This window comes from Sphingobacterium rhinopitheci (assembly GCF_022627575.1).
Taxonomy (GTDB): domain Bacteria; phylum Bacteroidota; class Bacteroidia; order Sphingobacteriales; family Sphingobacteriaceae; genus Sphingobacterium; species Sphingobacterium rhinopitheci.
This window is the reverse complement of sequence record NZ_JADEYQ010000012.1, coordinates 16,421-30,210: the sequence shown is the minus strand read 5'-3', so window position 1 is coordinate 30,210 and position 13,790 is coordinate 16,421. Positions and strand designations below refer to the sequence as shown.

11 protein-coding genes and 1 tRNA gene are annotated in these 13,790 nt (G+C 33.6%); 8 read left to right on the top strand and 4 right to left on the bottom strand.

What is annotated here, in order from left to right; all coding sequences use genetic code 11:
- Positions 1 to 67 precede the first annotated feature (67 nt).
- Positions 68 to 478 carry a c-type cytochrome gene (locus IP023_RS11345; RefSeq protein ID WP_241790441.1) on the bottom strand — a complete coding sequence of 137 codons (411 nt, stop codon included), beginning with the start codon at positions 476 to 478 and terminating at the stop codon, positions 68 to 70.
- 124 nt (positions 479 to 602) lie between these two features.
- Between IP023_RS11345 and IP023_RS11340 the strand changes: the two genes are divergently transcribed.
- Positions 603 to 1,289: a carboxylesterase family protein gene (locus tag IP023_RS11340; RefSeq protein WP_241790439.1), complete on the top strand. Its 687-nt coding sequence runs from the start codon at positions 603 to 605 to the stop codon at positions 1,287 to 1,289.
- 797 nt (positions 1,290 to 2,086) lie between these two features.
- Positions 2,087 to 2,160: transfer RNA gene (locus IP023_RS11335), tRNA-Arg, on the top strand.
- A gap of 140 nt (positions 2,161 to 2,300) precedes the next feature.
- Here IP023_RS11335 and IP023_RS11330 read toward each other — a convergent pair.
- Positions 2,301 to 3,167, bottom strand: coding sequence for a mechanosensitive ion channel family protein (locus tag IP023_RS11330; RefSeq protein ID WP_241790438.1), 867 nt, complete (start codon positions 3,165 to 3,167; stop codon positions 2,301 to 2,303).
- A gap of 341 nt (positions 3,168 to 3,508) precedes the next feature.
- Between IP023_RS11330 and pepF the strand changes: the two genes are divergently transcribed.
- Complete coding sequence (pepF, locus tag IP023_RS11325; RefSeq protein ID WP_241790437.1) at positions 3,509 to 5,383, top strand: oligoendopeptidase F; 1,875 nt, start codon at positions 3,509 to 3,511, stop codon at positions 5,381 to 5,383.
- Between the two features lie 107 nt (positions 5,384 to 5,490).
- Here the strand turns inward: pepF and IP023_RS11320 are convergent, their stop codons facing one another.
- On the bottom strand, positions 5,491 to 6,768 hold the full coding sequence (locus tag IP023_RS11320) for a DEAD/DEAH box helicase (RefSeq protein ID WP_241790435.1): 1,278 nt from the start codon (positions 6,766 to 6,768) through the stop codon (positions 5,491 to 5,493).
- 140 nt (positions 6,769 to 6,908) lie between these two features.
- Positions 6,909 to 7,133 carry a hypothetical protein gene (locus IP023_RS11315; RefSeq protein ID WP_241790434.1) on the bottom strand — a complete coding sequence of 75 codons (225 nt, stop codon included), beginning with the start codon at positions 7,131 to 7,133 and terminating at the stop codon, positions 6,909 to 6,911.
- A 357-nt stretch (positions 7,134 to 7,490) separates the two neighbouring features.
- On the opposite strand from IP023_RS11315, the gene IP023_RS11310 reads away from it, so the two are divergent.
- The 5 genes from IP023_RS11310 (at position 7,491) to IP023_RS11290 (ending at position 13,483) form a co-directional block, all read left to right on the top strand.
- Positions 7,491 to 8,483: a LacI family DNA-binding transcriptional regulator gene (locus IP023_RS11310; RefSeq protein WP_241790432.1), complete on the top strand. Its 993-nt coding sequence runs from the start codon at positions 7,491 to 7,493 to the stop codon at positions 8,481 to 8,483.
- A gap of 186 nt (positions 8,484 to 8,669) precedes the next feature.
- Positions 8,670 to 10,151 (top strand): sugar ABC transporter ATP-binding protein, encoded by a 1,482-nt coding sequence (locus tag IP023_RS11305; protein WP_241790431.1) that lies wholly within the window; start codon positions 8,670 to 8,672, stop codon positions 10,149 to 10,151.
- Positions 10,152 to 10,161: 10 nt separating this feature from the next.
- Positions 10,162 to 11,082: an ABC transporter permease gene (locus IP023_RS11300; RefSeq protein ID WP_241790429.1), complete on the top strand. Its 921-nt coding sequence runs from the start codon at positions 10,162 to 10,164 to the stop codon at positions 11,080 to 11,082.
- Between the two features lie 6 nt (positions 11,083 to 11,088).
- Positions 11,089 to 12,561, top strand: a complete 1,473-nt coding sequence (locus tag IP023_RS11295; RefSeq protein WP_241790427.1) for a mannitol dehydrogenase family protein — start codon at positions 11,089 to 11,091, stop codon at positions 12,559 to 12,561.
- Between the two features lie 19 nt (positions 12,562 to 12,580).
- A complete protein-coding gene (locus tag IP023_RS11290) occupies positions 12,581 to 13,483 on the top strand; it encodes a carbohydrate kinase family protein (protein WP_241790425.1) in 903 nt (300 codons plus the stop codon).
- The last annotated feature ends 307 nt before the right edge of the window (positions 13,484 to 13,790 follow it).

Here is a 13,790-nt window from a genome sequence, read left to right as displayed (position 1 = left end):
TACAGAAAAAACGTTATCCTCTATATATTGGGATAACGTTTTTCATATGCTTTATGTATAATAGTCTTTATTTTAAAGCTACGGTTTTAGGTATAGCTTTACCATTGTGACATGTTTCGCAAGTTATATTTTGAATAATGCCTTCATGTTTTTCGTTAAAATATTTCTTATTGATTTTGTTGGTCATCTTCAACATAGCACGTGCGACATCCTTGTTTGGATTAGTATCGCTAGCGAAATCCATTCCTTTTTCACCATTAGGTTTTGCCGCATGGCAATGACCACATTTAACCCCTAAAGCTGCATTAAAACCACGCATTACTTTCGTCAATTCTTCATCAGAAATGTTTTTGGGAAGAACTTTTAAATTTGTAGGTTTTTCTTTGGCAGGAGGTATTTCTGGTTGTGTAAAAGCACTAATAGCAACCACCAAAGAAGCTATAGTACCTATTATTATTACTTTGTTTAATTTTAACATGCTCTTTAGATAATTTGTATAATCAAGTATACAAAAAAACTACCAATTGTCATACTAAAGTCATGTAAATTTTTGTATTTATTTTACTACATTTGACTAATCAATTTTCGGCATTGGAAATATTATGAATAGGATTTACTTACTTACGTTTTGTTTTGTTATTACATTTTTACCTGTTTTTGGTGAACTCATACCTGTGATGAATAAAACTAAATATAATTTTTTAGTTAAATTACCCTCGGATTATTCGGAATCAGGAGATAAGCAACCTATTGTTATATTTTTACATGGCAAGAGCCTCTCGGGTAAAAATTTGGAACGTGTAAAACGTTATGGCGTTTTGTATGCTGCTAAACGAGGTAAAGAAATACCTGGAATTGTCGTGGCACCACAAACAAATAATGGATGGAATCCGGATAATGTGATGGAAGTACTTGATTATGTATTGCAAGAATATAATGGTGATCCTTCGCGTGTTTATATTTGTGGTATGAGTATGGGGGCATATGGTACTATGGATGTAGCTGGAAAATATCCTGAACGTATTTCAGCAGCGGTAGCTATCTGTGGGGGAGGTTCTCTTTCGTATGCTTGCAACTTGACAAAAGTTCCTCTTTGGATTCAACATGGTAATATGGATAGAGCAGTTCCTGCATCAGAATCAAAAAAAATCTATAATGCTATTAAATCTTGTAATCCTGATGCAGATGCTACATTGACTATTATACCGGGAGGGACACATGGTAGTGTTGAGCGTTTATTTCATCAGGATGAAATATATGAGTGGATGTTTTCACATAAGAGGCTATAAGCAAAAGTATTTCTTAATATTAAGGCATATCTTCTTTTTATAGTCATAAGGTATGTTGCATCATTTTTTTGTTGGGTTGTCGGAGCTATTATATTGGTTAATTATTATATGCAGGTAATTCTTACAAGACAAGTGGCCGCTTTGAACTTATGATTCACGCTGCATATTCAAATTGGAAATATATGATATGTTTATATAATTAAGCTACTTTAAGTTGACTATAAATATAATCTCCTAAAAGGTTCGTTTTGGGACTGAAAATTAGACTTATTCTATCTAGTTTAAATATACTGTTCATAAAACATTAGCATCTTCAAAGACGGTTTGGAGATGCTATTTTGTCACATAATATTAACACAATTAAGTGTTTTATCCTCGAATATATTTGGATTGATATTTAGCCTTTTAAATTGATCTATTTAAAAGGTATTTTTATTTTAATCTATAAATCCGTAAGAGTTTTAGCATAGGCGTGCTAAATTGATTAAAATAATAATCATACCCATAAAGCATTAAATGGATTAAGTCGTGCATATCCTTTAATCAAGCTATACTTTATTAATCCGTATTTATATGGTGGATCAACCTTTGATTAGGGAAGCCTACCGTACAATGTAGATACACAATATCATAATAATTACCATAAAGATAAATGTTGAAGCATTAATTTGAAATTTAACTTTCTGATAACGAATGTAGAAGAAGTTTATCTCTGTTTTAAGTTTATATTTTTAATTATTATTGGTATATTTGCATCACCAAAACGGAAGAGAATAACGCTCCAAGTTACGGTAAAAGCATTCCTAGCTCAATTGGATAGAGCGTCTGACTACGGATCAGAAGGTTAGGGGTTCGACTCCCTTGGAGTGCACAAATGAAAGCTTCTCATTCGAGAAGCTTTTTTTTTACATTAAATCTCTTACTGCATTAAGCACAAAAGTTAGGCTACAGTTAAAGCCTATTCTAATTTTAGTAAATAGCTTATTTGAGCGCTAACGAGGATAATTAATGTTAAACATTACCATACATACCAGCAGAAGAGTTATTATCTTCATCAGATATCCAAACAGTATTAATAATATTGAACTTGTTGTCCACACTAATCTTTTTGACTAATATCATGACATCACTCACGCTATTAATAAATTCTTTTTCATTCGAAAATGTTACCCAAAAGGATATATCTAAAGTGAAGTTACCATCGACGCCAATAGATTTTACAAGGAATATTATCTCTTCACTAGCGACAAAGTTCTTAACGTTTTTTAAACTATTATTGAATAGTTTACGTAATTCATCAATATCAAAGTAAGATTCGATATCAGCTTGAAAACGAATAACACGCTTGTTTAATGTTGTATAATTTATAAAGACACCGCTATATATCAATTGATTCGAGATATAGACGATTTGTCCTGACTTATTGGTCATCCATGTGGTCAAAAGGCCGACTTTTAATACCTTACCAAAATGACCATCTATTTGTATCCAGTCATTTACAACATAAGGCTTCTCAAAGAATAGCAGTAACCCTGAAAATGCATTGGAGGCAATATCTTTCAGTGCAAACCCAGCTATAATTCCGACAATACCTGCGCCAGCAAGCAATTTCACAAAATACTGCTCTAAGCCTATTACCTGAAGGAATAGATAATAACCAATTAACAGGAAAAAATAGTATATGATCCCTGATAGGATACTTTGAAGATCTTTGTGCTTGGACAGCACTTTAGAATTTATTTTATAGGCTAGATGTTTCGTTAATTTACCTATTATATAAAATATAAGTAATATAGATAGCCCTAAGACTAGCTTTGCTAAAAAGGCTTTGAAATCAATTTCCCAATTATCTAATATATCGATTATAGATTTTATCACGTTGGTTTTATATTTATAGTGTTTGTTTTTTAATATGTGATATCTTCTATTGGGAAACAATAATATGTGTCAATTTGTTTTCATTCCATAGATATATTCCTATTTACATAAAAATAATTACCTTATATTTTTTTGTTTATGTATTTTACTTAGTTGTTAGTGCGATATGGTAATAGTTATTATTGGTTCTCCGTCATATTTTATTGATTTTTTTAGGAGTATTAGCTATTTGTAATTTGTTAAACAAGTATCGTATTGTCTTGTTTTCAGTACTTGTATGTCATTATTTAAAATCATTAAATCTTTTTAGTATTTTGTGGAACTATTTATAGATATAATATATGTTTAATAAAAAACAATGGATGACCGCTATGATGTTATTTTCTACTACAGTAGCAGTAAGTCAGATGAAGGTGCGTGAGGAACTTCCCGAAAAGTATAAATGGAATTTGACTGACCTATACAGTTCAGATGCTTCGTGGAAGCAAGAGAAAGATAGGCTTCAAGTGGATATGCAGCAAATTGCAGCATATAAAGGTAAGTTGACACAATCGTCCTCTATGCTATTGGAGGCTTTGGAACTTAACAACAAGATTGTGAAAGATATGGTACGTTTATCATCTTATGCTTCGATGAAGTCAGATCAAGATACACGTGTCACAAAATACGCAGGAATGAAACAAGAGTTGCAACAGCTATTTTCAGCTTATGGTGCGTTAACGTCTTATATTGAGCCTGAATTATTGCTGCTGCAAGAAGAACAAATAGATACTTTTATAGCAGAAGAGAAAGCGTTGGCCACCTACAAATTTTACCTCAGTGATTTATTGCGTAAGCGTGCACATACTGGTTCGGAAGAGGTAGAAAAAGTGTTGGCTTATTCCTCATTGATGTCCGGAAATGCAGCTACTATTTTTAGTACTTTTTCTAACGCTGAATTTCCACATGCTGTTATTGATATAAATGGTCAGCCGGTAACTTTAAATGCTGCAAATTTTGCGCTGTATAGAGCAAGTGAAGATAGAGAAATACGTAGTAAAGTATTTGAAGCTTATTTTAATCAGTTGAATAAGTTCCAACGTACTTTTGGTACGCAATTGTATGGTAATATCAATGCGGCATTGTTTACGACAAAAGCACGTAATTATAATAGTACGTTAGAGCGTGCATTAGATGCAGGTAATATCCCTACTGAAGTTTTCCATAATTTGATTAAAAATGTTAATGGCAACCTGGAAACTTTTCACCGTTATCTTAATTTGCGTAAGCGTATGATGGGGGTAGATACCTTGCATTATTACGATCTGTATGCTCCATTGGTCGAAAAAGTAGATTTAGCCTATACCGTTGATGAGTCTGTAGATAATATTTTAAAATCATTGAAGCCTTTAGGCCCTGATTATGTAAATGTTTCTAAAAAAGCTTTTGAGGAACGATGGATTGATATGTATCCCAATGAAGGAAAAAGATCGGGCGCTTATTCTAATGGTTCTGCCTATGATGTGCATCCGTATATATTGATGAATTATAATGGAAAGTACAATGACATGTCTACATTGACCCATGAATTGGGACATACTATGCATTCGTACTTAACCAATAAAAAGCAACATTTTGCAAATGCTAATTACTCCATCTTTGTAGCGGAGGTAGCTTCCACATTGAATGAGGAATTGTTAAACGATTATATGTTGCAACAAATCAAAGATGACAAGACCAAATTAGCAATATTAGGTAACTATTTGGAAGGAGCGAAGGGTACCTTGTTTCGTCAGACGCAGTTCGCAGAATTTGAAGCTATGATTCATGATAAAGTGAGCAAAGGAGAAGCTTTGACAGGCGAGGATTTTGACAAAATGTACTTAGCACTGACCCGTAAATATTATGGACATGACAAGAATGTGTGTATCGTAGATGATAATGTAAAATCAGAATGGTCATATATACCGCATTTCTATTATAACTTCTATGTTTACCAATATGCTACTTCCTTCACAGCATCTACTGCTTTGTCAGAAAAAGTATTAAAAGGAACTGATCTTGATCGTAAGAGATATTTAGATTTTTTAGCTTCAGGTAGTACAAAATACCCTGTAGAACTTCTTGTAGACGCAGGCGTTGATATGAATACTTCAGAGCCTTTTGATTTGACAATAGCTAAGATCAATGAAGTAATGACAGAGATGGAAGCTATCCTTACTCGCATGGGTAAATAATAATAAAAGTAATTATCCTAAATAACAAAAGCCGTATCACTACGGCTTTTGTTATTTAGGATAAAATATAATCAGTTGCAGAATACTATTTCCTACAGGATTAAATATTAACCTTTCTTTTTCTTCATGGTCATTTTAGCCTTTGTGCCACCGCCATAATTGTATGTTTTGCTATTACTTTCTTTCTTCTTGTGAAAAGCACCACCTCTTGTATCGTCTTCTTTATTCTTATCCTTTGCTGACGTTGAAGCTTGAAAGATTATCAAATCTTCGGGCAATGGAATTGTTGGAATCTTCTTACCTAACGATTGCTCAATTTTTTTTACTTCGGGAAGTTCGATATCGGTTGCAAAAGTTATCGAGATAACATCATCATCATTTGATGACGCTAAATTGTATTGTATAAAACGATCCTTATTTTCCGGAATTTCAAAATGGAAAATAAAAGGAATACCGCTAGTATCTACATCATCGGATCCTTCGTGTGCTACTATTAATACACGGCACGCTGGCATTTTCTTGAATATGTTGATGTCAGTTATGCCTTCTTCATCATGGAAGAATGGATTTAATAAGGTTACTTCACCTTTTTTAGCATGTAAGCTTTCACTTAATTTCTGCGCTGTCAATCTACTATTAACAAATACCACTACCTTGTCAAATACTTCATCATCACGCAGTAGTAGATTCAATAAATTGATCTTCGTTGTAAAATTAGGAACTTGGTATAACATTAAGTCATGTGTATCAAGTACTGTTTCACCTAATTCTTCTACTTCTATAACGGTAGCCATTGGCATGAATGGATCAATCATTAAATGTAATTTTTCATGCTCCACTGTGCTAAAAGCTAAGTATTGAACTTTCCCACAGCTTTGTGCCAACTCTCTAACGGTTGTTTGCATACCCTGTTTAATGATCTCTTCAGCATCATCAATAATAAATGTCTGAATACGATTCAAGTTAAGGCCAAGCTTTAAATATACGGCACGGGCACGATTTGGTGTTGCTACAACGATATCGACACCACGGACCAATGCTTCGATCTCTTCTTCCATACTTCCACTTGCTTTAAGGCCCATTATATATAGGTCTTTATTGCCACTGATGGTATAAAAGCGATCTACTATTTCATTAATACGTTCTTCATTAGGTGCTAGCACTAAAACTTTTGGAGCTTCATCTTCTGTATATTTTAGACGCATTAATACACCTAGTACGTAAGTAGTAGTTTTGCCGGCACCTTCAGGGGCAATTCCAATAAGGTTATGACCGCCGACGATACGTGAAAGTGCTTTATTTTGTATTTCTTTTGCTGTAAAATATCCTAATTCATTCATATTTGAATGAAGACGCTTGCTAAGTTTCAATTTCTCTAATGACACTGGATGACTTTTATATGTATTTTAAAACGCAAATGTAACTAAAATAAAATAGAGCTAAGGCATAAGAGAGCATTCAGAATCTAATTAGATAAGAATATATATACCCAAAATGCCTTATTTTGATCTAATTCCTTATATTATTATCTTGTTAATGCAAAATAAATAACATAAAACCACCCAAATATACCGTGCAATATTGCCCAAAGAATGGATTTATTCCTGTCCCATGAAGCTACAATGGCTATTGCTGATCCTATACCTATACCCGATTGGGTAAATGTTTGTGTAGTAGAACTGCTAAATTCTTGACCGAAAACTGTTGTAGTAATCGATAGAAAAATAACTACTAAGATATGTTTGTTCATAATCGAATGTGTTTTACAATAATTATAACATAATTAATAAAGGTTTGTTTTTCGCTATTTGAATTACATATTTTTAATGCTGCATTGTCATCACAATCTTTCAATTAGTAGGAGGCTATTTATTATTCGTTTTTAACCGTACGTATTGCTCTTGTAAAGGTTTACTATGCATGCTAAGAATATGAACTTAATTAATCAAACTATTTGTATAAATATTATCTATTGTTGGGTCTATGAATCTCATTAATATATTCTTTAGGTAGAAATACTTATTGTTTTATAGATATAATTTCGTTAATTAGGTCTTAATTATCAATTTAATAACGCTAAATTAAAATGTACAACAAAAAAGTATCTATGAAAAATATAGCACAGGAACTGGGGGTTTCTGTTGCCTTGGTTTCATATGTACTTAACGGCAAATTCATAAATAGAATTAATATACACACTGCTGATCGCATACGTACATTGGCTATAAAGTATAATTATACACCTAATCAAATTGCTCAAAGTTTAAAAACCAATAAAACGTATACTTTGGGATTGATTGTAGCTGATATTTCTAATATTTTTTCTTCAGAACTGGCTCAATACATTGAAATGGAAGCGCATAATCAAGGTTATAACGTCATATTTGCTAGCGCTTATGAGGATGCAATGCGATTTAAGTCCATTGTTGAGGTTTTCGTTGCTAAGCAGTTAGACGGATTAATTTTAGCGGTACCCGCAGAAGCTGATGTATATCTAGATATTGTCGAACGTTCAGGAATCCCTTACGTTATTATGGATAGGGAGTTTACCTCTATTGATCCTCATAAGTTCATAAATATTGATAATTATGCTGCTTCAGCAGAGGTTGTCACACATCTTTTTGAATCAGGGTTTAAAAGACCTGCTGCTATTACCCTTCAATCCAGTTTAAAGCATCTGAATGACCGTAATCTAGGATTTGTAGAATCTGTAAATAAACGCTATAATAGCGAATTTTTTCTGTACGAAATTCCAGAAAAGAGATTGATAGATAGTATAGAACAAATCATTATGCATGCCATTGAACAGGACAAAGTAGATGTTTTATACTTTTTAACCAATAGAATTGCTATGGCAGGCTTAGCCGTATTATCTAAACATAATATTGAGGTACCAGATCAAGTTGGTGTAGTTTGTTTTGATCAAGCGGATGCATATACTGTTTTTAAAACGCCATTGACATATGTTAAGCAACCAATAGCAGAAATGAGTAAAGAAGCTGTAACACAAATTTTGAATCCCAATTATGTTAAAAATAAGAATAAATTTAGTACCCAATTGGTGATTCAAAAATCTACGCTCTTAAATTATTCTTATTAATAGTTTAGGCAGGGAATTTTTAAATTTGTTGAAGTGGTTTAAACGGTTAAACATTTTTCATATATTTGAGTTAGACCAATTATAAAAATATATGAACCGATCGTTCAAAAGTAGTACAATACCTGTATTATTTGATTCCTATACATCCGTGCTGGATGCTGGTTGTCCTATTACTATATTATATATATGCCTATGCTAAAGCTTCGTCATATCAAAAAATATTTTGCTGGAGTAAAAGCTTTAGAAGATGTAAATCTGGAGGTTACTTCTGGTGAGATCCATGCTTTGTTGGGAGAGAATGGAGCGGGTAAATCTACTTTGATGAAAGTAATTTCTGGTGCGCATTTAGCTGATGAAGGTGAAATAATATTCGAAAATAAACCGCTACTAAAAACTTCACCCTCCATATCTAAATCTTTAGGAATAAGTATTATATATCAAGAGTTTTCTTTGGTGGAAGATCTTTCTGTGGCCGAGAATATATATCTCGGTAAAGGTTCTTCTATGAAATGGTTGAACTGGAACCACATTAATAAATCCGCTGAAGTATTGTTACATTCCCTGGGTTTTCAAATTAATGTACGTCAAAAGGTGGCTAAGCTAAGTATTGCGGAACAGCAAATCGTGGAAATTGCTAAAGCTTTATCGTCAGATGTTAAGTTATTAATCCTTGATGAACCTTCAGCAGTTTTGGGAACTGCTGAGTTAGCCAAACTTTTTGTTTTATTAAGAAGTTTGAGGGACAGAGGGGTAGCTATCATTTATATATCTCATCACTTGGATGAGCTATTGGAGTTAACGGACAGAATTACTGTTTTGAAAGACGGTCGTTCTGTAGAAACCGTATTTACCAAAGATATATCCAAAGATGATTTGGTTACTTTGATGATAGGCCGTTCTATTTCTCAAATGTATCCCCAAAAACGGTATACTGCCTTGGATGGAAAACAGATTCAAATTAATAACCTACAAACAGTTATGTCAGTAGAACCAATATCCTTAATATTGAATAAAGGGGAGATTCTAGGTATTGGTGGCTTGGTTGGGGCAGGGCGTACCGAAATATTGGATAGTCTTTTTGGTAATTATAATAATAGGGCAGAAATAATTATAGATAATAAAAAAATGGTCTTACGTCATCCAAAAGGTATGATAGAAGGCGGCTGGGGGATGGTACCTGAGGATAGAAAGCGATTAGGTGGGATTTTGCCAATGTCTATAAAAGAAAATATAAGCCTAACTAATTTGGGGAAGATTTCAAACCGTTGGGGATTTATCAATCTCCGTAAAGAAAAAGAAATTGTTCTACAACTTATTCAAAAATTACAGATTAAAATAGGGTCTATGGATGATCCGTTAGCATCATTGTCGGGAGGGAATCAACAAAAAGTAATTTTGGCCAAGTGGCTTAATGTTGCTCCTCAAGTTTTGCTTGTAGATGAACCTACACGTGGTGTTGATGTAGGTGCCAGAGCAGAGATATATACGATTATCCAGGAGTTAGCTGATCAAGGAGTTTATATATTGATGGTTTCCTCGGATATGGATGAATTAATGGGATTGTCAGATCGTATTGTTATTGTCCGTAAGGGACAATTAATTGGAGAACTTCAAAAATCCGATTTTTCGGAAGAAATTATTTTAAGAATGGCTTTAGGAGCTAATTAATAGAATTGTAATGAAAGAAAAATTATTAAAAAATAACACACTAATTATATTTTTACTGCTGCTGATTGGCTCTAGCTTAGTTTCTGATTCTTTTTTGTCAGGCAATAATTTACAAAATTTATTGCGTCAAGTAGCTCCAATAGGATTAGTATCGATTGGTATGTTTTTGGTAATATTGACAGGTGGAATCGATCTTTCTGTAGGTTCAATATTAGCGTTTATAGGTGTTGCTTTTGCTATATTGTCTTATGAAGTATATTTTGCTGCCGCCATTGCTATAGTATTGCTTTTAGGGATTGGTATTGGCGCTATTTCAGGCTACCTTGTTGCTTATCAACGAATGGCACCATTTATTGCGACATTAGCCTTAATGACGATCGTACGTGGAGCAGGATTTTTAGCTTCAAAAGGAGCTCCTATCTCTGTAGGTGAACATTCCGCTGCTATTATGTATTTGGGAACGGGGAGTATATTTGGAATTCCTGTGTCTGCACTGCTATTCTTTGGGTTGTTTATTGCTGTTTTTGTTTTACTGAAGTACCATGTGGTCGGTAGACATATTATCGCTATAGGTTCTAATGAAGAAGCGGTACGATTATCGGGGATTTCGGTGGAGCGTACAAAATGCTTAGTATATATTATTTCGGGTTTTTTGACAGCACTAGCCGCCTTAATGGTAGTGGGAAGAACAGGCGTAGGATCTCCTAATATTGGAATTGGTATGGAGTTGGATGCCATTGCAGCGGTAGTTATTGGAGGTACTTCTCTCGCTGGTGGGCGTGGATCAGTATTTTTTACTTTATTAGGGGTATTTATATTAGGTATGATCGGCAACATAATGAATTTACTTGATGTAACTGCTTATCTGCAACAACTTATCAAAGGGATTATTATCATATTAGCCGTTTTATTCCAAAAAAGATCAATATAATTAAAGATGGATATACTTTCAAAAGATAATTGTTATCTGCTTCCCAAAGAGGTCATCATTCCAAATTTCAGACATTCTAAATCTCAAATTGTGCATATTGGTATTGGTGGTTTTCATCGTTCACATCAAGCGTATGCGATCAGCAGATTATTGGAAATTGATCCTGTCAATAGTGCCAATTGGAAAATAACAGGTGTTGGTTTGATGCCTAATGACAAATCATTGGTGCACAATTTTCGCCAGCAACAAGGGATATATTGTTTACGAACGGTAGCAGCAGATCAATCGGAAGAAGTACGCGTTATTGATGCTATAGCTGAAATGCTTCATGCTGAAGAGGATGCTGAAGCTATCATTGATAGAATAGCAGATCAACAAACTAAAGTAATTAGCTTTACTATTACTGAAGGTGGGTATATGGTTGATTTTGAAAAACAGGAATTTAAGATTCACGATGATCGTATTCAACAGGATCTTCGACACAAAGAGAACCCGCAAACGGTATTCGGTTTTTTAGCTAAAGGATTGCGGCGTAGGTGCGATCAGAATGGCCCAGCAATTATATTGTTATCTTGTGATAATATTTTAGGAAATGGTAATATTCTTAAGTTAGCAGTGTTAAGTTTTCTACAGGAATATGATCCTGAACTTAAAGATTGGGCAAATCAAAATATAGAATTTCCCAACAGTATGGTAGATCGTATAACACCAGTACCTAATGCCATAGATAGGGAATTATTTTATCAACAATATGGGCTGAATGACAACTGTTTAGTTGTTGCTGAGGATTATTTTCAATGGATTATAGAGAAACACGTTGGCGATCCAAATTTTCCTGCTCTTCAAAAAATAGGCGTAGAGTTTGTCGCTGATGTATCAGCATATGAAGCCATGAAACTCGGAATACTCAATGCCGGACATACTCTAGTAGGCCTTTTAGGGGATTATTACGGTTATGAAACTATACATACTGCAGTAAATGACCCCGTTATTGTATCGCTATTTAATCGATTTGTAAAATTAGAAGTTATCCCCCAACTAGCATATTTACCTAATGTAGATTATGAAACTTATTTTGAACAAGTAAAAACACGATTTTCTAACGCTATGATAAACGATAGTACTGCTCGTATTATCTCTGGTTCATCGGACAAATTTCCTAAATTTGTTCTGCCTATTATACTAAAGCAACTAAAGAGGAAGGAACCAGCCTTAGAATATTCCGCAATAATCGTTGCCGCTTGGTGGGCGTACCTCAATAAGGAAAAACATAAAAATAATATGGCCAATGTTCAGGATCAATTAAAATCTATCTGGATAGATATGTTTGCGGATGAATCTTTTTCTATCGATCATTTTATTGGATACAAGCCTGTTTTTGGTAATTTAAAGGAAGTGCCTAAATTTTATCAATTATACAAGAACGCTATAATAAGTTTTCAAAAGGGGGACTTTTTCACTTATTATAAAACTTTATAACCCATAAATAATCCTTATTATGAATAAAAATGTAGTATGTTATGGCGAAGTTCTATGGGATCTTCTTCCGCAAGGTGCTCGTGTTGGTGGTGCTCCTCTTAATGTTTGTTATCACTTGAATAAACAAGGTGTCAATAGTAAGATAATATCACAAGTAGGCAATGACGTCTTAGGTAATGATTTATTACAAGCGATTAAAGACTTAGAAATAGATCCTGTATTTTGTGCTGTTAGCTCCGAGTATCCAACATCTAGAGTAGATGTTGAACTGGATGACGCTGGTAAGCCTACTTATACAATCGTAGAAAATGTAGCTTGGGATTATATACCTTTTGATAATACTGTTGCTGCCGAAATTAGCAATAGTGATGCTTTTATATTCGGTAGTTTGGTGCTACGTAATCCTATTTCAATGCAGACCCTAAGATCTTATTTGAATTATAGTAATTATGTAGTTATGGATGTTAATTTACGCGCACCATTTTATGATGTAGATATTTTAAAAGAATTTCTGAGCTACGTGGATTGCCTCAAAATTAATGATGATGAACTTCTGCTATTGGGTAAATGGCTGGGCGCTTTGGATCTTACAGAATCTAACTGTTTGACGGCGATCCTAAATGCTTATCCCAAAATCAAAGAAATTATATTAACAAAAGGTGCAAATGGATCCTTGTATTATTCTAATGGTGAGCATTTTATTGTTAGTGCATATGCAATTGATGTACAAGATACTGTGGGTGCTGGTGATGCTTTCTTAGCGGGTTTCTTGGCCCATAAACTGAATGATGAAGCGATAGAATTTGCGCTGGAATTTGCCACGCTGTTATCTGCTTTTGTCGCTTCCAAAGATGGAGCATGTCCATTATATACCTATCTGGATTTAATAAATTTTAAAAATCAACATAGAAAAGTATTATAAATACAGTTAGTTATAAAAGTTTTATAGTGCATCATTACTGGGGGATGTATTGATGCACAAAGACTTGAAGTTATTTGATTATTTATCAATGATATAATTATGGATTATTAGCCCTTTGTAGCATTATGAAATGTGCATGTAAGCTCTTGTTGAGGACCCATTACTCTTTAATCTAGGCTATTTCGTTTTTCATTAGGACTTAATTTTCTCCTTGTTAAAACATAAGTCTATGTTTTTTGTAGATAATTTTAACAATAAATATTTAGTTTTAATATTTATTGTTAAAAATAATATTAACTTGAAGTAC

Excerpts from the sequence above, each read along its gene's own strand:
- IP023_RS11310 (WP_241790432.1), top strand. The coding sequence starts at position 7,491 with ATGAAAAATATAGCACAGGAACTGGGGGTTTCTGTTGCCTTGGTTTCA.
- IP023_RS11290 (WP_241790425.1), top strand. The coding sequence starts at position 12,581 with ATGAATAAAAATGTAGTATGTTATGGCGAAGTTCTATGGGATCTTCTT.
- IP023_RS11305 (WP_241790431.1), top strand. The coding sequence starts at position 8,670 with ATGCCTATGCTAAAGCTTCGTCATATCAAAAAATATTTTGCTGGAGTA.
- IP023_RS11315 (WP_241790434.1), bottom strand. The coding sequence starts at position 7,133 with ATGAACAAACATATCTTAGTAGTTATTTTTCTATCGATTACTACAACA.
- IP023_RS11340 (WP_241790439.1), top strand. The coding sequence starts at position 603 with ATGAATAGGATTTACTTACTTACGTTTTGTTTTGTTATTACATTTTTA.
- IP023_RS11300 (WP_241790429.1), top strand. The coding sequence starts at position 10,162 with ATGAAAGAAAAATTATTAAAAAATAACACACTAATTATATTTTTACTG.
- IP023_RS11295 (WP_241790427.1), top strand. The coding sequence starts at position 11,089 with ATGGATATACTTTCAAAAGATAATTGTTATCTGCTTCCCAAAGAGGTC.
- pepF (WP_241790437.1), top strand. The coding sequence starts at position 3,509 with ATGTTTAATAAAAAACAATGGATGACCGCTATGATGTTATTTTCTACT.
- IP023_RS11345 (WP_241790441.1), bottom strand. The coding sequence starts at position 478 with ATGTTAAAATTAAACAAAGTAATAATAATAGGTACTATAGCTTCTTTG.